Genomic DNA, 21,299 nt, shown 5'->3' with positions numbered 1-21,299 from the left:
GGTGCCGAAGCGCGGCGTGAGCCCGCATCGGCTCGCGCAGTGTGCGTGGCGCCGGTTAACGCCGGGCGCGGGCCAGGATGAAAGATGTTTTAGGAACCGGCGGAAAGGACGAAGCGGGCGGGTGGCCGGTGCGGCAACGCGGCCCGGGCACGCGGGCACCGCGGGCCGGCAGTTGTTACAAGACGTTAGCGGGCGCTTCCGGTTGCCATCCCGCGCATCAGTTCTTACAAACTTGAAATATGCGGGCACGGCGCTTGCCGCTATAGTCGAATCACACATGAAACAACTCGAAGAGGAATCCATGAAGACTTTGCGTGTTGCCTCGCTCTTGACCGGTATGACGGCCTTGCTCGTGTCGGGCGCAGCAATGGCGGGAGTCAATGTCGGGATCAACGTCGGCGTGCCGGCTCCGGTCTACGTCGCGCCTGCGCCCGTGTATGCGCCGCCGCCTCCGCCGGTTGTCTACCAGCCGGCGCCCGTGTATGCACCGGCGCCCGTCTATGCGCCGGGATCGGCGATCGTGATGGGCTGGCACGGCGATCGCTACTGGGACGGCCGCCGCTACTGGGGGCGCGACGAGTGGTATCGCCATCACGGCCGCGGCTGGGGCGACGACCGTCGTCACGGTCACTGGGACAACGGCCGCCACAACGGCTGGCGCTGATCGACGGATGGTGCACATGGTGCACCTCGCGCACGCGTGACGCGTGCGCCGCATCGACAGAAAACCGCCCGCGTGGCGGTTTTCTTTTGCCCGCGCCGGCCGCGCGCGGAGGTCGCGGTGCGGTGACGTGACGCACGACCGCGAGCAAGTTGGCTCGGCGTCGAATTGAATGGGTAGAATCGCCCTACGTTTCATCCCCTCAATCGATCCACAGGGCCTCTATGACGAAGGGTTCGCCCCGGACCGCCGCCGCGCGCATCCGTTTCGGCGCCGCGCAGGCGGTACGGGCCGCCGGCCGCACGGCGGCAGTATGGGCAATACAGGCGGCACTGGCCGCGACGGCCGCGCATGCGGCATATGCGATCGCGCAGTACGGCGAGCCGAAATATCCGCCGGGCTTCAAGCATTTCGACTACGTGAACCCGGATGCGCCGAAGGGCGGCACGCTCGTGCTCGCGAATCCGAGCCGGCTGACGTCGTTCGACAAGTTCAATCCGTTCACGATGCGCGGCAACCCGGCGCCGGGCATCGACATGCTGTTCGAGAGCCTCACGACCGGCAGCTCGGACGAATCGGCGTCCGCCTACGGGCTGCTCGCCGACGACATCGAGATCGCGCCGGACCGCCGCTCGGTCACGTTCCACCTGAACCCGCGCGCGCGCTTCTCGAACGGCGACCCGGTCACGGCCGACGACGTCAGGTTTTCGTTCGACACGCTCAAGAGCAAGCAGGCCGCGCCGCAGTTCGGCGCGTATTTCGCCGAAATCGCGAAGGCCGTCGTGATCGACCGCGCGACTGTGCGGTTCGAATTCCGCAGCGCGAACCGCGAGCTGCCGCTGATCGCCGGCGGCGTGCCGGTGTTCTCGCGCAAGTGGGGGCTGCGCGCGGACGGTTCGCGGATTCCGTTCGACCAGCTCGCGTTCGAGCAGCCGATCGGCAGCGGCCCGTATCTGATCGAGCGCCACGACAACGGCCGCACCATTACATATAGGCGCAATCCCGCGTACTGGGGCGCCGACCTGCCGGTGCGGGTCGGCACCCACAACTTCGAGCGGATCGTCTACAAGCTGTACGGCGACGGCGTCGCGCGCCTCGAGGCGTTCAAGGCCGGCGAGTACGACGTGCTGGTCGAATACATCGCGCGCAACTGGGCGCGGCGCGACGTCGGCAAGCGCTTCGACAGCGGCGAGCTCGTCAAGCGCGAATTCCGCCAGCACAACGGCGCGGGCATGCAGGGCTTCTTCATGAACCAGCGCCGGCCGCTGTTTCGCGACGTGCGCGTGCGCCAGGCGCTCGATCTCGCGTTCGACTTCGAATGGCTGAACCGCCAGTTGTTCTATGGCGCGTACACGCGCCTCGACAGCTATTTCGCCGACACCGACCTGCAGGCGACCGGCACGCCGGGCCCCGGCGAGCTGAAGCTGCTGGAGCCGCTGCGTGCGCAGCTCGACCCGGCCGTGTTCGGCCCGATGGTGTCGCAACCGAGCACGAACCCGCCGGGCTCGCTGCGCGCGAACCTGCTGAAGGCGCGCACGCTGCTCGCGCAGGCTGGCTGGACCTACCGCGACGGCGCGCTGCGCAACGCGCAGGGCGAGCCGTTCGAGTTCGAGATCCTCGACGATTCGGGCGCGGCGATGGAAGGCATCGTGACCGCTTATCGGCGCAACCTTGCGAAGCTCGGCATCGAAGCGCGCTTTCGCACGGCCGATTACGCGCTGCTGCAAAAGCGGCTCGACGCGTTCGACTACGACATGACGACGGTCCGCCTGCCGGGCGTGCAGGTGCCGGGTGCCGAGCAGTTCTCGCGCTACGCCAGCAAGTTCGCCGACGAGCCGGGCTCCGACAACCTCATCGGCCTGAAGTCGCCGGCCGTCGACGCGCTGCTGCATGCACTCGGCACCGCGCAGACACGCGACGACCTGCTCGACGCGACGCATGCGCTCGACCGCGTGCTGATGCACGGCTATTACGCGGTCCCGCAGTGGTACAGCACGACGCACCGGATCGCGTACAAGCGCACGCTCGGCTATCCGCAAACGCTGCCGCTGTACTATTCGGCCGAGGGCTGGGTCGTGTCGACCTGGTGGGCCAAGCCAGGCCACTGAAGCACGCCGGCCCTTCGTTCAACCCAGCCTATCGATCGCGAGTCGCCACCCTATGTGGAGCTACATCCTCAAACGTCTGCTGCTGATGATCCCGACGCTCGTCGGCGTGCTCACGCTCACGTTCGCCGTGATCCAGTTCGTGCCGGGCGGCCCGGTCGAACAGGCCGTGCAGGAATTGCGCAAGGGCGCGACGGAGCAGGGCGCGACGCCGTTCGGGATGCGTGCGCATACCGGCGTCGACGCGCAGCAGCTCGCGCAGCTCAAGGCGCTGTACGGCTTCGACAAGCCACCGCTCGAGCGCTACTGGCTGATGCTCGAGCGCTTCGCGCGCTTCGATCTCGGCGACAGCTACTTCCGCCACCAGAGCGTGTGGTCGCTGATCGTGCAGAAGCTGCCGGTGTCGATCAGCATCGGGTTGTGGACGTTCTTCGTCACCTACCTGATCTCCGTGCCGCTCGGCATCGCGAAGGCCGTGCGCAACGGCTCGCCGTTCGACGTCGCGACGAGCCTCGTCGTGCTGATCGGCTATGCGATCCCGGGCTTCGTGCTCGGCGTGCTGCTGCTCGTGCTGTTCGGCGGCGGCTCGTTCTGGCAGCTGTTCCCGCTGCGCGGGCTCACGTCGGACAACTTCGCGCAACTGTCGGTCGCCGGCAAGGTGCTCGACTATCTGTGGCACATCGCGCTGCCGATCACGGCGTCGGTCGTCGGCAGCTTCGCGGTCATCACGATGCTCACGAAGAACGCGTTCCTCGACGAGATCCGCAAGCAGTACGTGCTGACCGCGCGCGCGAAAGGGCTCGCCGAGCGCACCGTGCTGTGGAAGCACGTGTTCCGCAACGCGATGCTGCCGCTGATTGTCGGCTTTCCGGCCGCATTCATCGGCGCGTTCTTCACGGGCAGCCTGCTGATCGAGACGCTGTTCTCGCTCGACGGCCTCGGGCTGCTGTCGTACGAGTCGGTCGTGCGGCGCGACTATCCGGTCGTGCTCGGCACGCTGTACCTGTTCACGCTGATCGGGCTCGCGACCAAGCTGGTCTCCGACCTCTGCTACGTATGGGTCGACCCGCGCATTCAATTCGACAACCTGGAGCGCTGACATGAAACGATCCATCCGCATGCCTGGCGTGATCGGGCGAGGATCGCGATGAACCGGGCCGTCGTGTCGTCCCGCCTCGAAGCCGCGCGTTCGCGCGTGTCGCCGTCGCCCGCGCGCCGCGTCTGGCAGCGCTTTCGCCGGCAGCGCCTCGGCTACTGGAGCTTCGTGATCTTCTTCGTCGCGTTCGCCGCGAGCCTCGCGGCGCCGCTGTGGTCGAACGACAAGCCGCTCGTCGTGCGCTACGACGATCACTACTATTTCCCGATGTTCCATGCGTACCCGGAGACGACCTTCGGCGGCGACTTCCCGGCACAGGCCGACTATCTCGATCCATACGTGCGCAAGCGGCTCGAGGCGCCGGGCAACTTCGTCGTCTATCCGCCGAACCGTTACTACTACGACACGCTGAACTACTTCTCGAGCGTGCCGAACCCGGCGCCGCCGTCGCGCGAGAACTGGCTCGGCACCGATGCGCAGGGGCGCGACCTGCTCGCGCGGCTCGTGTACGGGTTCCGTGTATCGGTCGAGTTCGGGCTGATCCTGACCGTGATCGGCACGCTGCTCGGGATCGCCGCGGGCGCGGTGCAGGGTTTCTTCGGCGGGCGCATCGACATCGTCGGACAGCGGCTGATCGAGATCTGGAGTTCGCTGCCGGAGCTGTACCTGCTGATCATCTTCGCGTCGATCTTCGAGCCGAGCTTCCTGCTGCTGATCGTGCTGCTGTCGCTGTTCGGCTGGATCGGCCTGGCCGACTACGTGCGTGCCGAATTCCTGCGCAATCGTACGCAGGACTACGTGCGCGCGGCTCGCGCGATGGGGCTCACGAACTGGCAGATCATCTGGCGCCACGTGCTGCCGAACAGCCTGACGCCCGTGATCACGTTCCTGCCGTTCCGGATGAGCGGCGCGATCCTCGCGCTCACGAGCCTCGACTTCCTCGGGCTCGGCGTGCCGCCGCCAACGCCGAGCCTCGGCGAACTGCTCGCGCAGGGCAAGGGCAACCTCGACGCGTGGTGGATCTCGCTGTCGACGTTCGGCGTGCTGGTCGCGACGCTGCTGCTGCTGACCTTCATGGGCGACGCGCTGCGCAATGCGCTCGACACGCGGATCGCCGACTCGGTGCGCGCGGCGGGAGGCCAGCGATGAGCGACACGGTCGTAGCGAAATCGGGCGAACCGCTGCTGTCGCTCGAGCATCTGCATGTGCGCTTCGGCGACACGGTGGCCGTCGACGACGTGACGCTCGCGATCGGTCGCGGCGAGCGCGTCGCGCTCGTCGGCGAGTCGGGCTCGGGCAAGAGCGTGACCGCGCTGGCGATCCTGCGGCTGCTGCGCGATGCCGACGTGAGCGGCACGATCCGCCTGGCCGGACAGGATCTCGCCGGCAAGAGCGAGCGCGAGATGCGCGGGCTGCGCGGCTCGGACATCGCGATGATCTTCCAGGAGCCGATGACGGCGCTCAACCCGCTGTATACGATCGGCGCGCAGATCGGCGAGACGATCGTGCTGCACGACGGCGTGACGGCGGCCGAAGCGCGCAAGCGCGCGATCGCGCTGCTCGCGCGCACGGGCATCGCGGAGCCGGAAAAGCGCGTCGACAGCTACCCGCACCAGTTGTCGGGCGGCCAGCGGCAGCGCGCGATGATCGCGATGGCGCTCGCGTGCCGGCCACGCCTGCTGCTGGCGGACGAGCCGACCACCGCGCTCGACGTGACGATCCGCGCGCAGATCGTCGACCTGCTGCTCGAACTGCAGCGCGAGGAGGCGGAAAAGCGCGGGATGGCGATCCTGCTGATCACGCACGACCTGAACCTCGTGCGGCACTTCGCCGAGCGGGTCGCGGTGATGGAGCGTGGCAAGCTGGTCGAAAGCGGGCCGGTCGAGCGGATCTTCGCTGAGCCGGAACATCCGTATACGCAGCGGCTGTTGAACAGCCGCCCGCAGCGCGCGGTCGTGCCGGTGATGCCCATTGCCCCCGTCGTGCTCGACGCGCGCCACGTCAGCGTGCAGTTCGCGCGCAAGCGGCCGGGCTTCGCGGGCTGGTTCGGCACGGTGCCCGTGACGGCGGTCGCGGACGTGTCCGTGTCGGTGCGGCAGGGCGAGACGCTCGGCATCGTCGGCGAATCGGGGTCCGGCAAGTCGACGCTCGCGATGGCGCTGCTCGGGCTGCAGAAGACGGCACACGGCGAAATCGAATTCCAGGGGCGCGCGCTGTCGACCTATCGCGGCCGGGAACAGACCGCGCTGCGCTCGAACATGCAGGTCGTCTTTCAGGATCCCTTCAGTTCGCTTTCTCCGCGTCACACGATCGAGCGGATCGTCGGCGAGGGGCTCGAACTGCACCGTCCGCAACTGACACCGGACGCGCGCCGCGCGAAGTCGCTGGCCGTGCTGCGCGAAGTGGGGCTCGACCGCACCGTGCTGCATCGTTATCCGCATGAATTCTCGGGCGGCCAGCGCCAGCGGATCGCGATCGCGCGCGCGCTCGTGCTGGAGCCGCGCATCCTGATCCTCGACGAACCGACGTCCGCGCTCGACGTGTCGATCCAGCAGCAGGTGCTGAAACTGCTCACCAATTTGCAACAGAAATACAACCTGGGCTATGTGTTCATCAGCCACGATCTGGAGGTGATCGGCGCGATGGCGCACCGCGTCGCGGTGATGCAGGAGGGGGTTGTCGTGGAGTCGGGAGAGGTGGCCGAGATCTTCGCCAGACCGTCACATCCTTACACACAAAAGCTGTTGAAAGCGGTCTGGAAAGCGTGATAGGCCGCCAATGGTCTGACTATCTCGATTGTATTTATTAATTTGTTTTGACAAACGATTACGCGCTGGCTAGTATCGACCGAAATTTTCCGCCAATCAGCTGATTTTTAAGCAAATTCCATCGCCCAATGCAGCATCGATCCTTGACCCAGGCATGCGCGCGCACCATCGCCGGGCTCTTCATCGGCGCCCTGTTCGCAGCAGCTCCCGGCGCGTTCGCCGACGAAGTCAACAGTTTTAGCCAGAATGCCAGCAATTCGACTCAGATCGGGTCGAGTTCCTCCCTCCAGCAGACCAGCGCGCAGCCGTCCAGCGGCGGTGCGAAGTCGTTCCTCGCCGGCATGGCGGGCAAGGCAGGCGACGTGGTCGTCGGCGCGCTCAACATGATCGGCGTGCGCTATCGCTGGGGCGGCAACTCGCCGGATTCGGGCCTCGACTGCAGCGGCTTCGTGCGTTACGTGTTCCAGGACACGCTCGGCATGTCGCTGCCGCGCCGTGCGGAAGAAATGAGCCGCGTGGGCGAGAAGGTCAGCATGAGCAACCTCAAGCCGGGCGACCTCGTGTTCTTCAACACGATGCGCCGTACGTTCTCGCACGTCGGCATCTATATCGGCGACAACAAGTTCGTGCATTCGCCGTCGACGGGCAGCACCATTCGCGTCGACGATCTCGACAACGGCTACTGGGAAAAGCGGTTCACCGGCGCGCGCCGGCTCGAATCGGAGTTTCCGATGAAGGCCGACGACTTGCGCCAACGCGTGCGCGCGACGATCGGCGACGACGCGAACGGCAGCAATTGACGCTCGCCGGCGCTCCGCCGAATCGAAAAACCCTGTCACCGAAAGGCGACAGGGTTTTTTGTTTTTGAGGCGCGCGGAACCGGCGGGCGGCAGTGTCGGCGTGGGCGGCGCGCGCCGTCATGCGTCGCGCACCGCGCTGAGTCCGATTACGCCGCCGCGACGCCGCGGGCCGCCGCGAGCTTGCGCTGGAGCTCGGGCATGACGCGCGCGACGGCTTCCTCGCCCGCGAGGATCGCCGCGTTGCGCTGGTTGAAGTCGCTGCCGCCCATCGCCGCGAGGTTCGGGCGGATCACGACGTCCGCGTACTTGTCGAGCTCGTACGACTTGATCGTCTGGCCCATGATCGTGAAGGTCTGCAGCAGCATCTCGATCGGGTTGTTGGTCGCCGCGCCGTCCGGCCGCGCCGAGATGTCGACCGCGATCACGAAGCTCGCGCCCATCTTGCGCGCGAACGACGCGGGCACCGGGCTCACGAGGCCGCCGTCGACATACTCGCGATTGCCGATCCTCACCGGTTCGAACACCGACGGCACGCTGCACGACGCGCGCACCGCGAGCCCCGTATTGCCCTGCTGGAACAGGATCGGCTGGCCGCTCTGCAGATCCGTCGCGACGATGCCGAGCGGCTTCGCCATCTTCTCGATCGGCCGGTTGCTGAGCGTCTTGTTCAGGAAGTTCTGCAGCGCGACGCCCTGCAGCAATCCGCGTGAGCGGAACGGCAGCGCCCAGTCGCTGATCGCCGCCTGATCCATGTCGAGCGCGATCTTGTTGATCTGCAGCGCGCTCATCCCGGACGCGTAGAGCGCGCCGACCACCGAGCCCGCGCTCGTGCCCGCGACGATCTCGACCGGGATGCCGCGTGCCTCGAGCGCCTTCAGCACGCCGATGTGCGAGAAGCCGCGGGCGGCGCCGCCGCCGAGCGCGATGCCGATCTTCACGGGCTTTTCCTGCGACTGGGCGGGACGGGGCTTGTCGCCGAACGACGTACAGGCGGCGAGGCTGGCGGACGCGCACGCGATCGTGAAGTGACGGCGCGACAGGCGAGGGGACGACATCGAATGATTCTCCGGCGGCTTGGCGGCGGGCCGTGCGGCCCGCGGCGGCAATAGGTTCCGAGCGGCCGTGCGGCGGGAGCCGGGCGGCCGGCGCGGCGCCGGCTGGCGGCCGCGGCGCGCACATCATAAAGCAAGCGGCGCGCTTGGCGCGAAGACCGGCGCGAGTATAATTCCGGCTTCTTTCCCGTTCCGGGCGCGGCCGGCCCCATTGCTGTCCGGGCTGCCGCCGTCGATCCCGCGTCGAATCATTCATGCGCCCCAGGCGTTCGAGTTACCGTTTATGACCCGTCCTGTCCGTACCCGCTTCGCGCCGAGTCCCACCGGCTTCATCCACCTCGGCAACATCCGCTCCGCGCTCTATCCGTGGGCGTTCGCCCGCAAGATGAAGGGCACGTTCGTGCTGCGTATCGAGGATACCGACGTCGAACGTTCGTCGCAGGAAGCCGTCGACGCGATCCTCGAAGGGATGCAGTGGCTCGGCCTCGATTTCGACGAAGGCCCGATCTACCAGATGCAGCGGATGGACCGCTATCGCGAGGTGCTCGCGCAGATGCTCGAGCAGGGCCTCGCGTACCCGTGCTACATGTCGGCCGAGGAGCTCGACGCGCTGCGCGAACGCCAGCGCGAGGCCGGCCTGAAGCCGCGCTACGACGGCACGTGGCGTCCGGAGCCGGGCAAGGTGCTGCCAGAGCCGCCGGCCGGCGTGAAGCCGGTGCTGCGTTTTCGCAACCCGCTGACCGGCACGGTCGTGTGGGACGACGCGGTGAAGGGCCGTGTCGAGATCTCGAACGAGGAACTCGACGACCTCGTGATCGCGCGCCCGGACGGCACGCCGATCTACAACTTCTGCGTGGTCGTGGACGACATGGACATGAACATCACGCACGTGATCCGTGGCGACGACCACGTGAACAACACGCCGCGCCAGATCAACATCCTGCGCGCGCTCGGCGGCGAGCCGCCCGTCTATGCACACCTGCCGACCGTGCTGAACGAGCAGGGCGAGAAGATGAGCAAGCGGCACGGCGCGATGAGCGTGACCGCTTATCGTGACGCCGGCTTCCTGCCGGAGGCCGTCGTCAACTATCTCGCGCGTCTCGGCTGGTCGCACGGCGACGCTGAAATCTTCTCGCGCGAGCAGTTCGTCGAATGGTTCGACCTCGAGCATCTCGGCAAGTCGCCCGCGCAGTACGACCACAGCAAGCTGAGCTGGCTGAACGCTCACTACATCAAGGAAGCCGACAACGCGCGCCTTGCCGCGCTGGCGAAGCCGTTCCTCGACGCGCTCGGCATCGAGGACGCGGCGATCGCGACGGGCCCCGCGCTCGACACGGTGGTCGGCCTGATGAAGGATCGCGCGACGACGGTCAAGGAGATCGCCGAAGGCGCCGCGATGTTCTACCGCGTGCCCGCGCCGGACGCCGACGCACTCGCGCAGCACGTGACCGATGCGGTGCGTCCGGCGCTGGCGGACCTCGTCGCCGCCTTGAAGGCGGCCGAGTGGACGAAGGAAGCCGTGTCCGCGGCGCTGAAGGCGACGCTCGGCACGCACAAGCTGAAGATGCCGCAGCTCGCGATGCCGGTGCGCCTGCTGGTGGCGGGCACGACGCATACGCCGTCGATCGACGCGGTGCTCGTGCTGTTCGGTCGCGACGTCGTGGTGTCGCGTATCGAAGCCGCGCTGGCCTGAGGTTGGGGCGGGAGCGAGGCCGTCCGCGCGTGAGGGGCGCGCGGCTTCGCAAAAAATTTCGCTCCAATCGCAAAAAGGGTATTTACAAGTTCAAATTCGGTCCATATAATCTCATTTCTGTTCTGCAAGGGGGTATAGCTCAGCTGGGAGAGCGCTTGCATGGCATGCAAGAGGTCAGCGGTTCGATCCCGCTTACCTCCACCATCAGAGCAGAATGGATTGATTTGTGAAGCAGTGGCAGTAGTAATAAATGCTTCACAAAATGATTTAAAGCAGTTAGAATTTCGGCCTTCGCTGTTGCGGTGAATGAATAGCGAAAGTCAGACAGATCTGAAAAGATTATGTCCCCTTCGTCTAGAGGCCTAGGACATCACCCTTTCACGGTGAGTACAGGGGTTCGAATCCCCTAGGGGACGCCAGATTCAGCGGCGTTTCGTAGAAGTGTCGCGAGGCTTGCAGGACGTAACCGACGTCCTGCAGGTAACGGTGCAGAAAGTTGGAGCGGTAGTTCAGTTGGTTAGAATACCGGCCTGTCACGCCGGGGGTCGCGGGTTCGAGTCCCGTCCGCTCCGCCAGAACGAAGCCCGTTCAAGACGTTTTTGAGCGGGCTTTTGTATTGAAGATGTAAGCAGTACGCTGTCCCCTTCGTCTAGAGGCCTAGGACATCACCCTTTCACGGTGAGTACAGGGGTTCGAATCCCCTAGGGGACGCCAGGATTCAGCGGCGTTTCGTAGAAGTGTCGCAACGCTTGCAGGGCGTGAACGTGGTCCTGCGGGTGGGAGTGAAGAAAGCTGGAGCGGTAGTTCAGTTGGTTAGAATACCGGCCTGTCACGCCGGGGGTCGCGGGTTCGAGTCCCGTCCGCTCCGCCAGAACGAAGCCCGTTCAAGACGTTTTTGAGCGGGCTTTTGTATTGAAGATGTAAGCAGTACGCTGTCCCCTTCGTCTAGAGGCCTAGGACATCACCCTTTCACGGTGAGTACAGGGGTTCGAATCCCCTAGGGGACGCCAGGATTCAGCGGCGTTTCGTAGAAGTGTCGCAACGCTTGCAGGACGTGAACGTGGTCCTGCGGGTGGGAGTGAAGAAAGCTGGAGCGGTAGTTCAGTTGGTTAGAATACCGGCCTGTCACGCCGGGGGTCGCGGGTTCGAGTCCCGTCCGCTCCGCCAGAAAATGAAGAAGCCCGCCTCGTGCGGGCTTTTTCATTTGTGTTTCCGTTCGTGCCCGCTTGCGGGCGCGTGACGCATCATCGGTTGCGCGCCGCTACGAGAAATTCGCCATTGCATCCGCCCGCGACTGCGCTATCGTGGCGGAATGCGTTCTTGACCCCCCGCGATGCTCGATCCGACCGACCTGCGATTGCTGTATCAGCTCCGGCCCGCGGAGCCTGGCGATTTTCCGTTTGCCGAGGCGCTGACGCACGGCAACATGGGCGGCTATTACAAGCGCCATGGGCTCGTCTGGCGCAGCGACCTGTTCTATGCGAGCTGGCGCGAATCCGAAAACTTCATCCTGGAAGCCGACGGCGAACGCATCGGCGTGCTGCGCGTGACCGAGGAGGGCGATTCGCTGCACATTCGCGACGTGCAGATTGCAGCCGGTCATCGCAGTCAGGGCGCCGGCACCTACATGCTCGACATGTCGCTGCGCTGGGCGCGCGCCCGCGGGCTGCACGAACTGCAGTTGCGCGTGTTCGTCGACAATCCGGCCGCGCGGCTCTACCAGCGCATGGGCTACCGCGTCAGCGGGCCGCGGCTGGCGCAGCTCGGCTCGATCCGCCACATGGTGCGCACGGTCTGAGCGCGTAACGGTGCGCGCGGCGACCGTCAGCGAGCGGTGCCGAACGCGTCGTCGTCGTCGAGGGCGTCGTCCGTCGCGATGCCATCTTCCGCGCCGCGGTGCTCGTAGCCGCGCAGCATGAACGCGCGCGGGCTTTCGCCGAACGCGCGCCGGAACATCGCCGAAAACGCACTCTGGCTCTGGTAGCCCAGCTCGCGCGCGATATGCGACAGCGGACGCCCCTGGTTCAACAGCGGAATCGCGCGCGCGAGCAGCGCCTGCTGCCGCCACTGCGAAAAGCTCACGCCCAGTTCCTGCTTGAAGAGCCGGGAAATCGTGCGCGTGCTCGCGCCGACCTCGCTTGCCCAGTGCTCGAGCGATTCCGCCTGCGCCGGCTGCGCGAGAACCGACTCGCACAGCATGCGCAGGCGCTTCTCGTCGGGCATCGGCACCGCGAGCGGCAGCGGTTCGGCGCGGCTCAGCTCGTCGAGTACGAGCCCGCACAGCAGCCGCTCGCGCGCATCGCTCAGGTCACGTGCGTCGAGCGCGACGATCAGTTCGCGCAGCAAGCCCGTCACCTCGACCACCCGGCATGCATCGAGCCCGCCGGGCACGATCGACTCGTCGATATACAGCGTGCGCAGATACGCCTCCTCGACGATCACGACTTCGTGCGTGATGTGCGGCGGCACCCAGATCGCGCGGGACGGCGGCACCATCCACGTCGTCCCGGTCGTCGCGACGCGTAGCACCCCGCGCGACGCGTACGCGAGCTGCGCCCACGCATGCGTGTGCAGCGGGATCCGGCGGCCGGCATCCACCTGCCGCGCCCGGACGCGCATCGGGTGGACGCGGGTCGGCGCGAACTCGGGCGGGATGTCGATGACGTCGTAGGGATTCGATGTGTCGGCTTGGGCAGGCGGATTCATGGACAACTCGGTCGGCGCGGCGGCGATGCCATTATTTTAGAAGGCGCCGCGCAGGCACATGCGGCAGTTTTTCGGCCGATAATGCACCGTTCAAATGAACTTTGTATGGGCCGCGCGCATTCCGGCCACGCGCAAGTTTTGAGCTCGCACGACGCGTGCGGCCAAAAAACATCGGGCCGTGATCGCGGTCTGCCGATGCGGCCGCGTTGTCGCGCAAGCGGCGCCCCGAAGACGCCGGTGCCCGCGGCGCGCCCGCGACGGCCCCGGCCAGGCAACACCTGAATCGAAGAGGAGAACCACGATGCGCCACGTATTCGTCTACGGCACGTTGAGAGCGGGAGAGGCCAACGACATCGGCCATGCGGCCGCGCGGCACGGGATCGCCGCGCCGACGCTGCTCGGTGCGGCCGCGCTGCCGGGTGAACTGTACGATTTCGGCACGTACCCGGGCATGATCGCCGGGCCGGCCGGCCAGTCGCTCGTATGGGGCGACGTCTATGAGATCGACGAGCAGTTGATGCCCGTGCTCGACGAGATCGAGCGCGTCTATCCGGGCGTCGACACGCTGTTCCGGCAGGAGCCGGTGACCGTCCAGCTCGGCGGCCGTACGTACGCGTGCGTCTACTATCCGGTCGCCGCGCATGCGGCAGCCGACCGTCCGCGCATCGTGTCGGGCGACTGGGTTCGGCACCGGCGCGAGCGGGAAGCCGCCTGAGCGCCCGCGCGGCAAACTGCGGCCTCGCAAGGAAAAAGCGCCCAAGCCGGGCGCTTTTTTTATACCGCCGGGTGGTGCGACTCGCGGCGGGCAGGGTGGCACGACCAGGGCCGGCAGGACCCGGCCCGCGCCGTCAGATTTCCTCGTACAGCGGCAACGTCAGGAATTCGGTGAAGCCTTCCGACGTCGACATCTGTTCGAAGATCGCCGCGGCACGCTCGTACGGCTGCGTGTTGCCGCCGACGGAACGCTTCACGTTGTCGAGCTCGGCCTTCGCGAATTCGCGCACGAGTTCCGCCGTGACCTTGCGGCCGTCGTCGAGCACGCCCTTCGGCGAGCGGATCCACTGCCATACCTGCGAGCGGGAGATTTCGGCGGTGGCCGCGTCTTCCATCAGGTTGTGGATCGGCACGCAGCCGTTGCCGTCGAGCCACGCGCCGAGATAGTGGATGCCGACGTTGATGTTGTTGCGCAGGCCGGCTTCGGTGATCGGCGCTTCAGGCTGGAAGTCGAGCAGGTTCTTGCCTTCGATCTGCACGTCGTCGCGCTGCTTGGCGATCTGGTTCGGCTTGTCACCGAGCACCTTGACGAATTCTTCCATCGCGATCGGCACGAGGCCCGGGTGCGCGACCCAGCCGCCGTCGTAGCCGTCGGTCGCGTCGCGCTGCTTGTCCGAGCGTACGCCGCCCATTGCCTTCTCGTTCGCTTGCGGATCGTTCTTGATCGGAATCAGCGCGCTCATCCCGCCGATTGCCGGTGCGTTGCGCTTGTGGCAGGTCTTCAGCAGCAGCAGCGCGTACGCGCGCATGAACGGCACCGTCATCGTGATCTTCGAGCGGTCGGCCAGGCAGAAGTCGCGATCGTTCTTGAACTTCTTGATCGCCGAGAAGATGTAGTCCCAGCGGCCGGCGTTCAGGCCCGAGCTGTGTTCGCGCAGCTCGTACAGGATCTCGTCCATCTCGAACGCGGCGAGGATCGTCTCGATCAGCACCGTCGCGCGGATCGTGCCGCGCGGCACGCCGACCGCTTCCTGTGCCGCGACGAAGATGTCGTTCCACAGGCGAGCCTCGAGATGGCTTTCCATCTTCGGCAGGTAGAAGTACGGGCCCGAGCCGCGCGCGATCAGTTCCTTCGCGTTGTGGAACAGGAACAGCGCGAAATCGAAGATGCCGCCGGACACGCGCTGGCCGTCGACCGTCACGTGCTTCTCGTCGAGGTGCCAGCCGCGCGGACGCACGATCAGCGTCGCGACCTTGTCGTTCAGCCGGTACGACTTGCCGTTCTGCTCGAGCGAGATCGTGCGGCGCACCGCGTCCTTCAGGTTGATCTGGCCGTCGATCTGGTTTGTCCAGCTCGGCGCGTTCGAATCCTCGAAGTCCGTCATGTACGAATCGGCGCCGGAGTTCAGCGCGTTGATGATCATCTTGCGCTCGACGGGGCCCGTGATCTCGACACGGCGGCATTGCAGGTCGGCCGGCAGCGGCGCGACCTTCCAGTCGCCGTCGCGGATCGCCTTCGTGTCGGCCAGGAAATCGGGGCGTTCGCCGGCGTCGAGGCGCCTGGTGCGTTCGAGGCGGGCCTGCAGCAGCGCCTGGCGCCGCGGCTCGAACGTGCGGTGCAGCGCCGCGACGAGTGCGAGCGCTTCAGGCGTCAGGATCGCTTCGTAACCCGGCTTGATTTCGCCGGTGATCGCCATGCCTTGCGGCAGCGTGATCGGGGTGCTCATGAGTCTCATCTCCTTGGTCGGTCAGTTGCGGTTTCGGTGAAGGGGGAAGGCGGCAGCGCCGCGAACGTCATGCGCCCGGGCCGGGGCGCGCGCGGTTTGCGGGTCTGCCGGACGGAGCCGGGGTGGCGAGGAAGGCGAGCAGATCGGCCATGCCGCTGCCGGTGCCGTCGGGCGGCGCGCCGAGTTCCTCGGCGGGCGCGCCCGTGCGGTTGAGCCAGAACGTCGTGTAGCCGAACCAGGCGGCCCCCGCGACGTCCCAGGCGTTCGACGACACGAACACGATGTCGCGCGCGTTCGCGCCGAACGCCGCGGTGCCGAGTGCGTAGACGGCCGGACTGGGCTTGTACGCGCGCACGGTGTCGGCCGACAGCGCGCGATCGAACAGGCCGGTCATGCCGGCGCTCTTGATCGCGATGTCGAGCATCTCGGGGTTGCCGTTCGACAGGATCGCGAGCGGCGGGCGCGGGTCGAGCGCGCGCAGCTTGCGCAGCGCGGGCAGCGTGTCGGGGTAGGTGGACAGGCACGCGTATTCGTCCATCAGCCGCTTCTCGGCCGCGCTGTTCAGCGCGAGGCCGAGCACGCGCGCGGAGAACCGCAGCGCGTCGAGCGTGATGTCGCGAAACGGCCGATAGCGGGCGCCGGCCGGATCGGCGAGCGTGCGCAACTGCGAGTATTCGATTTGCTTGCGTCGCCACAGCTGCGACAACCGCTCCCCGTGACCGGGAAACATCTGCTCCGCCGCGGCCACGACCGCATGCACGTCGAACAACGTGCCGAATGCGTCGAAGAGGATTGCGTCGGGAGAGGAGAGTGTCGTTGTGGCCGACATAGCCTTGCGCTCCAGTTTCAGAGGTCGAGTCGATTCTATTCGTGATCACATGTACTAAAAAAGACGCTAATCATCACTTGATCTTTTACTTTCATATACCTAATCTTGACCGGCTTAAGCTATTTGAAGGGCGGAATAGCCGTCCTTTCGAGTCATGGACCGGTTCAAACAGATCGAAACGTTCGCCGCGGTCGCGGCGAAGGGCAGCCTGTCGGCGGCCGCGCACGCGGAAGGCGTCGCGCCGGCGATCATCGGCCGCCGCCTCGACGCGCTCGAGGAGCGGCTCGGCGTCAAGCTGCTGGTGCGTACCACCCGCAAGCTCACGCTGACCTTCGAGGGTTCGGCCTTCCTCGAGGATTGCCAGCGGATCATCAACGACATGCAGAACGCGGAGGCGAGCGTGTCCGCCGGCGGCGTGAAGGCGAGCGGCCACCTGCGCATTTCCGCACCGGCCGGCTTCGGGCGGCGCCACGTCGCGCCGCTCGTGCCCGAGTTCAGCGGCGCGCATCCGGACGTGTCGGTCACGCTCGACCTGTCCGACCGGATGGTCGACCTCGTCAACGAAGGGTTCGATTGCGCGGTGCGGCTCGGCGAGCTGCCCGATTCGTCGCTGGTGTCGCTGAAGCTCGGCGAGAACCGGCGCGTGTGCGTCGCGTCTCCGGCGTATCTCGCGCGGCGCGGCACGCCCGCCACGCTCGCCGAACTCGCGCGCCACAACTGCCTCGCCCTGGCCGCGAACGCTAATCAGCAGCGCGGCTGGGCGTTCCAGGAGGACGACAAGGTCGTGTCGATCCGCGTGAACGGCACGATGGAATGCTCGGATGGCGCGGTGCTGCACGAGTGGTGCCTCGCCGGCTACGGCCTGGCATGGCGATCGTGGTGGGAGGTCGGCGACGACATCGCGGCCGGCCGTCTCGTCAGCGTGCTCGATGCGTTCGCGGCGCCGCCGATCGGTATCCACGCGGTGTTTCCGCAGCGCCGCCACCTGCCGCTGCGCGTGCGGCTGTTTCTCGATTACCTGAAACATACGTACGAGCGGCCCGGGTATTGGGGCGAGTAGGGCGCGCCCGCCCGCGCGTTTCCGATATGAGGGCGAACCCGCTGACGGCGCCGGCCGTCCGGTTTCGCGCACTACAATCGAAACTGGCATGCGCGTTGCGCCGGGGCCGGCTCGCATGGGTTCGCGGCGCGCGCGGTGCGTCTGACGCAGGAGGGCGCGATGTTCCGGCACATCCTCGTTCCAACCGACGGTTCCGAACTGTCGCAGAAGGCGATCGACGGCGCGATCGACCTGGCGCGCGCGGTCGGCGCGCAGGTCACGGCCTATGCGTGTCTGCCGCAGTATCCGTACTCGCCGTTTTCCGAAGTGATCATCGAGCCGCCCGCCGATTTCCGGGCGCGCAGCGAGCGTGAGGCGCGCGCGCACCTCGACGAGGTGCAGGCGGCCGCGAAGGCGGCCGGCGTCGTCTGCGACAGCTGGACGAGCGTGCATCCGTCGCCGTACCTCGGCATCATCGAGGCGGCCGAACGCGGCGGCTGCGACGTGATCTTCATGGCGTCCCACGGACGCCGCGGGCTCGGCAGCCTGCTGATCGGCAGCGAGACGCAGCGCGTGCTGACCCATACGAAAATTCCGGTGATCGTCTATCGGTAGCGACGACGTCGTCCGTGACCGCGCGGGCGGCGGCACGGCAGCGCCGCTGAAAAAGGGCGCGCCGGACGAAGCCGGCGCGCGTCGTTGCTGGCGGCCGCAGGCCGCGCGGCGGGTCGCGCGGGTCCCCGCGCGCCTGCCGTCTCCTCCCTGATTTTTGTTCCGTGCCGCCGATGCCGCACCGTCGCGTGACGGGCGGGCATCGGCGTGACGCGCTCGCGCGTTACGCGACCTTCTTGCCGTCGAAGAACTGCTCGTCCTCGGTCGAGCCGTGCAGCGCGGTCGTCGATGCCTCGCGCTCGACCGTCTGCGTCACCGCGTCGAAGTAGCCGGTGCCGACTTCGCGCTGGTGCTTGACGGCCGTGAAGCCCTTGTCGGCCGCCGCGAACTCGGCCTGCTGCAGTTCGACGAACGCGCTCATCTGCGTGCGGGCATAGCCATGCGCGAGGTTGAACATCGAGTAGTTCAGCGCATGGAAGCCGGCCAGCGTGATGAACTGGAACTTGTAGCCCATCGCACCCAGTTCCTTCTGGAATTTCGCGATCGTCGCGTCGTCGAGGTTCTTCTTCCAGTTGAACGACGGCGAGCAGTTGTACGACAGCATCTTGCCCGGGAACTGTTTGTGGATCGCTTCGGCGAACTTCTTCGCGTACTCGAGATCCGGCTTGCCCGTTTCGCACCAGACCAGGTCGGCGTACGGCGCATACGCGAGGCCGCGCGAGATCGCCTGCTCGATGCCCGGCTTCGTGCGGAAGAAGCCTTCGACCGTACGCTCGCCCGTCAGGAACGGCTTGTCGTTGTCGTCGATGTCGGACGTGATCAGGTCCGCTGCTTCCGCGTCGGTCCGCGCGACCAGCACGGTCGGCGCGCCCATCACGTCGGCGGCGAGACGCGCCGCCGACAGCTTCGCGACGGCCTCGCGCGTCGGCACGAGCACCTTGCCGCCCATGTGGCCGCATTTCTTCACCGACGCAAGCTGGTCCTCGAAGTGGACGCCCGAGGCGCCTGCCTCGATCATCGCCTTCATCAGTTCGAACGCGTTCAGCACGCCGCCGAAGCCGGCTTCCGCATCCGCGACGATCGGCGCGAAGAAGTCGACGTAACCTTCGTCGCCCGGGTTCTTGCCTTCGGACCACTGGATCTGGTCGGCACGCGTCAGCGTGTTGTTGATGCGCTTGACGACGAGCGGCACCGAGTTCGCCGGGTACAGCGACTGGTCCGGGTACATTTCGCCCGCGACGTTCGCGTCGCCGGCCACTTGCCAGCCCGACAGGTAGATCGCCTTGAGGCCGGCCTTCACCTGCTGCATCGCCTGGTTGCCGGTCAGCGCGCCGAGCGCGTTGACGAACGGCTCTTCGTTCATGAGGCTCCACAGCTTTTGCGCGCCGCGCTTGGCCAGCGTGTGTTCGACGGCGATCGAGCCGCGCAGGCGAACCACGTCGTCAGCGGTGTAGCTGCGCTTGATGCCCTTCCAGCGCGGATCGGTTTCCCATTGCTTTTGCAGTTCCTGTGCCTGTTGTTGTCGCGACATGATGAGCTCCTTGATACGGTGCGTTGCCTGATGAGTCGAATCGGACGGTGAGGATGCTGTTCGCGAAGCGGAGCGGAGCGGGGTGCGTGCCGGTTCGTGAGGTCTTGTATAAGAGTCTAGGCAACTCGACCGACAGGGAACAGGGGCTATCTCAGGAAGTGCGAAATTTTTTAATCGTTATGAATCAAGTGGTTGAAAATCGCTTTCCGCAATAAGAAACGATTTTTCCCATCTCGCAATCGTAAGGTTGTGCCGCGCAGCATGATTTTTTACGACGCAAAAAAATTTTCCGCATTGTGAAATTTGGTGCGGGACGAAAAAAAACCGGCGCGGGGTGCGCCGGTCTTTTGGATGGGTGGGGCGGCCATCCGTGGGGCGGCCGGAGCCGCCCGGGCGTGCTTACGACGCCGAGTTGCTGCGACGCGGGCCGCTGCTGCGTTGGCCGTCGCGACGCGGGCCGCCGTCGCGGCTGCCGCCCGGCTTGCCGCTCCAGCCGCCGCCATTGCCGCCGCCGTAGCTGCGGCCGGTGCCGCCATGACCGCCGCCCGGCTTGCCGCCGAAACGACGACCGCCGTTACCGCCGCCCGGACGGCCGCGGCCGCCGGTGCCGCGATCGGTGCGCGGGGCTGCCTTGCGCGGCTCGAAGCCTTCGATCACGTTGACCGGCAGCGGCGAGCGGACGAAGCGCTCGATGCGCTTGAGCGCGCCCTGTTCGGCGTGGTGCACGAGGCTCACCGCGGTGCCCGAACGGCCGGCGCGGCCCGTACGGCCGATACGGTGCACGTAGTCTTCCGCGAACTTCGGCAGGTCGTAGTTGAACACGTGCGTGATGCCCGGGATGTCGATGCCGCGGGCCGCGACGTCGGTCGCGACCAGCACGCGCACGCGACGCTCGCGCAGCGCACGGATCGTGCGGTTACGCGCGCCCTGCGGCAGGTCGCCATGCAGCGCGGCGGATTCGAAGCCAGCGTCGGCGAGACGGCCGGCGAGCTGGTCGGCGTCGATCTTGGTCGCCGTGAAGATGATCGCCTGGTCGAGCGCGTCGTCGCGCAGCAGGTGATCGAGCAGGCGATCCTTGTGGTCGCGGTCGTCGACGTAGTGCACGGTCTGCGCGATGTTCGTGCGCGACTCGAGGCGCTGCTGGATCTCGATGCGCTCGGGGTCCTTCAGCAGGCGGCCCGTCAGCGAACCGATCTTGCCGTCGAGCGTGGCCGAGAACAGCATCGTCTGGCGCGACGCGGGCGTTGCCGCGACGATCGTCTCGATGTCATCGATGAAGCCCATGTCGAGCATGCGGTCGGCTTCGTCGAGCACGAGCAACTTCAGTTCGGACAGGTCGATGCGGCCGCGCTCGAGGTGATCCAGCAGGCGGCCCGGCGTGGCGACCAGGATTTCGGGGTTCTTCGCGAGCAGCATCAGCTGCTGGCCATAGGCGACGCCGCCGAGGATGCTGACCGTGCGCAGGCGCTTCAGGTGCTTGCCGTAGGTCGATGCGGCCGTGGTGACCTGCATCGCGAGTTCGCGGGTCGGCGTCAGCACGAGCATGCCCGGGCGCGCGACGGGTTGCGGGCGGCGCACGCGGCGGTCGCCCTGGTTCGGCTCGCGCGGCGCGCGCGGTTGCTGCGCCTGCGTCTTCTGAAGCTGCGCGAAACGTTCGATCGCGGGCAGCATGAATGCGGCGGTCTTGCCCGAACCGGTCGGGCTCGACACCAGCAGGTCGCGGCCGGCGATGCCGGCCGGAATCGCGCGCTGTTGGACCGGCGTCGGCTTCACATAGCCGGCGGCCTCCAGCGCGGAGACGATCTCCGGCGACAGCCCGAGCGACGCGAAGCTCGGCTCGTCCGACGCCGGTTCGATCGCGGCCGGTACGGCGGCGTCGTCGAGACCGAGCGCCTGGTCGGCGATCGCGTTGAGCGGGCTGGAGTTAATGCTCGAAGTCATAACAATCCTTGAAACACAGTGGGTG

Annotated in this window: 17 protein-coding genes and 7 tRNA genes; 18 read left to right on the top strand and 6 right to left on the bottom strand. The window is 66.6% G+C overall.

What is annotated here, in order from left to right:
* The first annotated feature begins 301 nt into the window (after nucleotides 1-301).
* From SB786_RS07535 to SB786_RS07510, 6 genes are all read left to right on the top strand, one after another.
* Nucleotides 302-664 (top strand): hypothetical protein, encoded by a 363-nt coding sequence (locus tag SB786_RS07535; RefSeq protein WP_410726954.1) that lies wholly within the window; start codon nucleotides 302-304, stop codon nucleotides 662-664.
* 221 nt (nucleotides 665-885) lie between these two features.
* A complete protein-coding gene (locus SB786_RS07530) occupies nucleotides 886-2,769 on the top strand; it encodes an extracellular solute-binding protein (protein ID WP_410726953.1) in 1,884 nt (627 codons plus the stop codon).
* Nucleotides 2,770-2,821: 52 nt separating this feature from the next.
* Nucleotides 2,822-3,865, top strand: a complete 1,044-nt coding sequence (locus SB786_RS07525; RefSeq protein WP_410726952.1) for a microcin C ABC transporter permease YejB — start codon at nucleotides 2,822-2,824, stop codon at nucleotides 3,863-3,865.
* 48 nt (nucleotides 3,866-3,913) lie between these two features.
* Nucleotides 3,914-5,011, top strand: a complete 1,098-nt coding sequence (locus tag SB786_RS07520; protein WP_410726951.1) for an ABC transporter permease — start codon at nucleotides 3,914-3,916, stop codon at nucleotides 5,009-5,011.
* Nucleotides 5,008-6,630 carry an ABC transporter ATP-binding protein gene (locus tag SB786_RS07515; protein WP_410726950.1) on the top strand — a complete coding sequence of 541 codons (1,623 nt, stop codon included), beginning with the start codon at nucleotides 5,008-5,010 and terminating at the stop codon, nucleotides 6,628-6,630. Before SB786_RS07520 ends, SB786_RS07515 begins: the two co-directional genes overlap by 4 nt.
* Before the next feature lie 128 nt (nucleotides 6,631-6,758).
* On the top strand, nucleotides 6,759-7,430 hold the full coding sequence (locus SB786_RS07510) for a C40 family peptidase (protein ID WP_410726949.1): 672 nt from the start codon (nucleotides 6,759-6,761) through the stop codon (nucleotides 7,428-7,430).
* A gap of 146 nt (nucleotides 7,431-7,576) precedes the next feature.
* Here SB786_RS07510 and SB786_RS07505 read toward each other — a convergent pair whose 3' ends face one another.
* On the bottom strand, nucleotides 7,577-8,485 hold the full coding sequence (locus tag SB786_RS07505; RefSeq protein ID WP_410726948.1) for a patatin-like phospholipase family protein: 909 nt from the start codon (nucleotides 8,483-8,485) through the stop codon (nucleotides 7,577-7,579).
* Between the two features lie 280 nt (nucleotides 8,486-8,765).
* Between SB786_RS07505 and gltX the strand changes: the two genes are divergently transcribed.
* From gltX to SB786_RS07460, 9 genes are all read left to right on the top strand, one after another.
* Nucleotides 8,766-10,175, top strand: a complete 1,410-nt coding sequence (gene gltX / locus SB786_RS07500; RefSeq protein WP_410726947.1) for a glutamate--tRNA ligase — start codon at nucleotides 8,766-8,768, stop codon at nucleotides 10,173-10,175.
* A 128-nt stretch (nucleotides 10,176-10,303) separates the two neighbouring features.
* Nucleotides 10,304-10,379, top strand: a tRNA-Ala gene (locus tag SB786_RS07495).
* Nucleotides 10,380-10,518: 139 nt separating this feature from the next.
* A tRNA-Glu gene (locus SB786_RS07490) sits at nucleotides 10,519-10,594 on the top strand.
* A 79-nt stretch (nucleotides 10,595-10,673) separates the two neighbouring features.
* Nucleotides 10,674-10,750 (top strand) — tRNA-Asp (locus SB786_RS07485).
* A 63-nt stretch (nucleotides 10,751-10,813) separates the two neighbouring features.
* Nucleotides 10,814-10,889: transfer RNA gene (locus SB786_RS07480), tRNA-Glu, on the top strand.
* An 80-nt stretch (nucleotides 10,890-10,969) separates the two neighbouring features.
* Nucleotides 10,970-11,046: transfer RNA gene (locus tag SB786_RS07475), tRNA-Asp, on the top strand.
* A 63-nt stretch (nucleotides 11,047-11,109) separates the two neighbouring features.
* Nucleotides 11,110-11,185: transfer RNA gene (locus tag SB786_RS07470), tRNA-Glu, on the top strand.
* An 80-nt stretch (nucleotides 11,186-11,265) separates the two neighbouring features.
* Nucleotides 11,266-11,342: transfer RNA gene (locus SB786_RS07465), tRNA-Asp, on the top strand.
* Between the two features lie 166 nt (nucleotides 11,343-11,508).
* Nucleotides 11,509-11,973, top strand: coding sequence for a GNAT family N-acetyltransferase (locus SB786_RS07460; protein WP_410726946.1), 465 nt, complete (start codon nucleotides 11,509-11,511; stop codon nucleotides 11,971-11,973).
* Between the two features lie 26 nt (nucleotides 11,974-11,999).
* On the opposite strand, the gene SB786_RS07455 is transcribed toward SB786_RS07460, so the two are convergent.
* Nucleotides 12,000-12,881, bottom strand: a complete 882-nt coding sequence (locus SB786_RS07455) for an AraC family transcriptional regulator (protein WP_410726945.1) — start codon at nucleotides 12,879-12,881, stop codon at nucleotides 12,000-12,002.
* A 301-nt stretch (nucleotides 12,882-13,182) separates the two neighbouring features.
* Between SB786_RS07455 and SB786_RS07450 the strand changes: the two genes are divergently transcribed.
* Complete coding sequence (locus tag SB786_RS07450) at nucleotides 13,183-13,596, top strand: gamma-glutamylcyclotransferase (protein WP_410726944.1); 414 nt, start codon at nucleotides 13,183-13,185, stop codon at nucleotides 13,594-13,596.
* Between the two features lie 133 nt (nucleotides 13,597-13,729).
* Here the strand turns inward: SB786_RS07450 and aceB are convergent, their stop codons facing one another.
* Both aceB and SB786_RS07440 read right to left on the bottom strand, forming a co-directional pair.
* On the bottom strand, nucleotides 13,730-15,322 hold the full coding sequence (aceB, locus tag SB786_RS07445) for a malate synthase A (protein ID WP_410726943.1): 1,593 nt from the start codon (nucleotides 15,320-15,322) through the stop codon (nucleotides 13,730-13,732).
* A 67-nt stretch (nucleotides 15,323-15,389) separates the two neighbouring features.
* Nucleotides 15,390-16,151 (bottom strand): haloacid dehalogenase type II, encoded by a 762-nt coding sequence (locus SB786_RS07440; RefSeq protein ID WP_410726942.1) that lies wholly within the window; start codon nucleotides 16,149-16,151, stop codon nucleotides 15,390-15,392.
* Nucleotides 16,152-16,305: 154 nt separating this feature from the next.
* Between SB786_RS07440 and SB786_RS07435 the strand changes: the two genes are divergently transcribed.
* Together SB786_RS07435 and SB786_RS07430 are read left to right on the top strand one after the other, a co-directional pair.
* Nucleotides 16,306-17,211 (top strand): LysR family transcriptional regulator, encoded by a 906-nt coding sequence (locus SB786_RS07435; protein WP_059529255.1) that lies wholly within the window; start codon nucleotides 16,306-16,308, stop codon nucleotides 17,209-17,211.
* A 159-nt stretch (nucleotides 17,212-17,370) separates the two neighbouring features.
* On the top strand, nucleotides 17,371-17,805 hold the full coding sequence (locus tag SB786_RS07430) for a universal stress protein (protein ID WP_006755353.1): 435 nt from the start codon (nucleotides 17,371-17,373) through the stop codon (nucleotides 17,803-17,805).
* 220 nt (nucleotides 17,806-18,025) lie between these two features.
* Here the strand turns inward: SB786_RS07430 and aceA are convergent, their stop codons facing one another.
* On the bottom strand, nucleotides 18,026-19,333 hold the full coding sequence (aceA, locus tag SB786_RS07425) for an isocitrate lyase (protein WP_410726941.1): 1,308 nt from the start codon (nucleotides 19,331-19,333) through the stop codon (nucleotides 18,026-18,028).
* A 399-nt stretch (nucleotides 19,334-19,732) separates the two neighbouring features.
* On the bottom strand, nucleotides 19,733-21,274 hold the full coding sequence (locus tag SB786_RS07420) for a DEAD/DEAH box helicase (protein WP_410726940.1): 1,542 nt from the start codon (nucleotides 21,272-21,274) through the stop codon (nucleotides 19,733-19,735).
* Between the last annotated feature and the right edge of the window lie 25 nt (nucleotides 21,275-21,299).

It is taken from the genome of Burkholderia sp. SIMBA_062 (assembly GCF_046534765.1).
GTDB classification, from domain to species: domain Bacteria; phylum Pseudomonadota; class Gammaproteobacteria; order Burkholderiales; family Burkholderiaceae; genus Burkholderia; species Burkholderia ambifaria.
This window is presented reverse-complemented; position numbering and strand designations above follow the sequence as displayed.

Coding starts and splice junctions, on each gene's coding strand:
- SB786_RS07440 (WP_410726942.1), bottom strand. CDS start 16,151: ATGTCGGCCACAACGACACTCTCCTCTCCCGACGCAATCCTCTTCGAC.
- SB786_RS07515 (WP_410726950.1), top strand. CDS start 5,008: ATGAGCGACACGGTCGTAGCGAAATCGGGCGAACCGCTGCTGTCGCTC.
- SB786_RS07420 (WP_410726940.1), bottom strand. CDS start 21,274: ATGACTTCGAGCATTAACTCCAGCCCGCTCAACGCGATCGCCGACCAG.
- SB786_RS07505 (WP_410726948.1), bottom strand. CDS start 8,485: ATGTCGTCCCCTCGCCTGTCGCGCCGTCACTTCACGATCGCGTGCGCG.
- SB786_RS07520 (WP_410726951.1), top strand. CDS start 3,914: ATGAACCGGGCCGTCGTGTCGTCCCGCCTCGAAGCCGCGCGTTCGCGC.
- SB786_RS07435 (WP_059529255.1), top strand. CDS start 16,306: ATGGACCGGTTCAAACAGATCGAAACGTTCGCCGCGGTCGCGGCGAAG.
- aceB (WP_410726943.1), bottom strand. CDS start 15,322: ATGAGCACCCCGATCACGCTGCCGCAAGGCATGGCGATCACCGGCGAA.
- SB786_RS07535 (WP_410726954.1), top strand. CDS start 302: ATGAAGACTTTGCGTGTTGCCTCGCTCTTGACCGGTATGACGGCCTTG.
- gltX (WP_410726947.1), top strand. CDS start 8,766: ATGACCCGTCCTGTCCGTACCCGCTTCGCGCCGAGTCCCACCGGCTTC.
- SB786_RS07510 (WP_410726949.1), top strand. CDS start 6,759: ATGCAGCATCGATCCTTGACCCAGGCATGCGCGCGCACCATCGCCGGG.
- SB786_RS07455 (WP_410726945.1), bottom strand. CDS start 12,881: ATGAATCCGCCTGCCCAAGCCGACACATCGAATCCCTACGACGTCATC.
- SB786_RS07530 (WP_410726953.1), top strand. CDS start 886: ATGACGAAGGGTTCGCCCCGGACCGCCGCCGCGCGCATCCGTTTCGGC.
- SB786_RS07450 (WP_410726944.1), top strand. CDS start 13,183: ATGCGCCACGTATTCGTCTACGGCACGTTGAGAGCGGGAGAGGCCAAC.
- SB786_RS07430 (WP_006755353.1), top strand. CDS start 17,371: ATGTTCCGGCACATCCTCGTTCCAACCGACGGTTCCGAACTGTCGCAG.
- aceA (WP_410726941.1), bottom strand. CDS start 19,333: ATGTCGCGACAACAACAGGCACAGGAACTGCAAAAGCAATGGGAAACC.
- SB786_RS07460 (WP_410726946.1), top strand. CDS start 11,509: ATGCTCGATCCGACCGACCTGCGATTGCTGTATCAGCTCCGGCCCGCG.
- SB786_RS07525 (WP_410726952.1), top strand. CDS start 2,822: ATGTGGAGCTACATCCTCAAACGTCTGCTGCTGATGATCCCGACGCTC.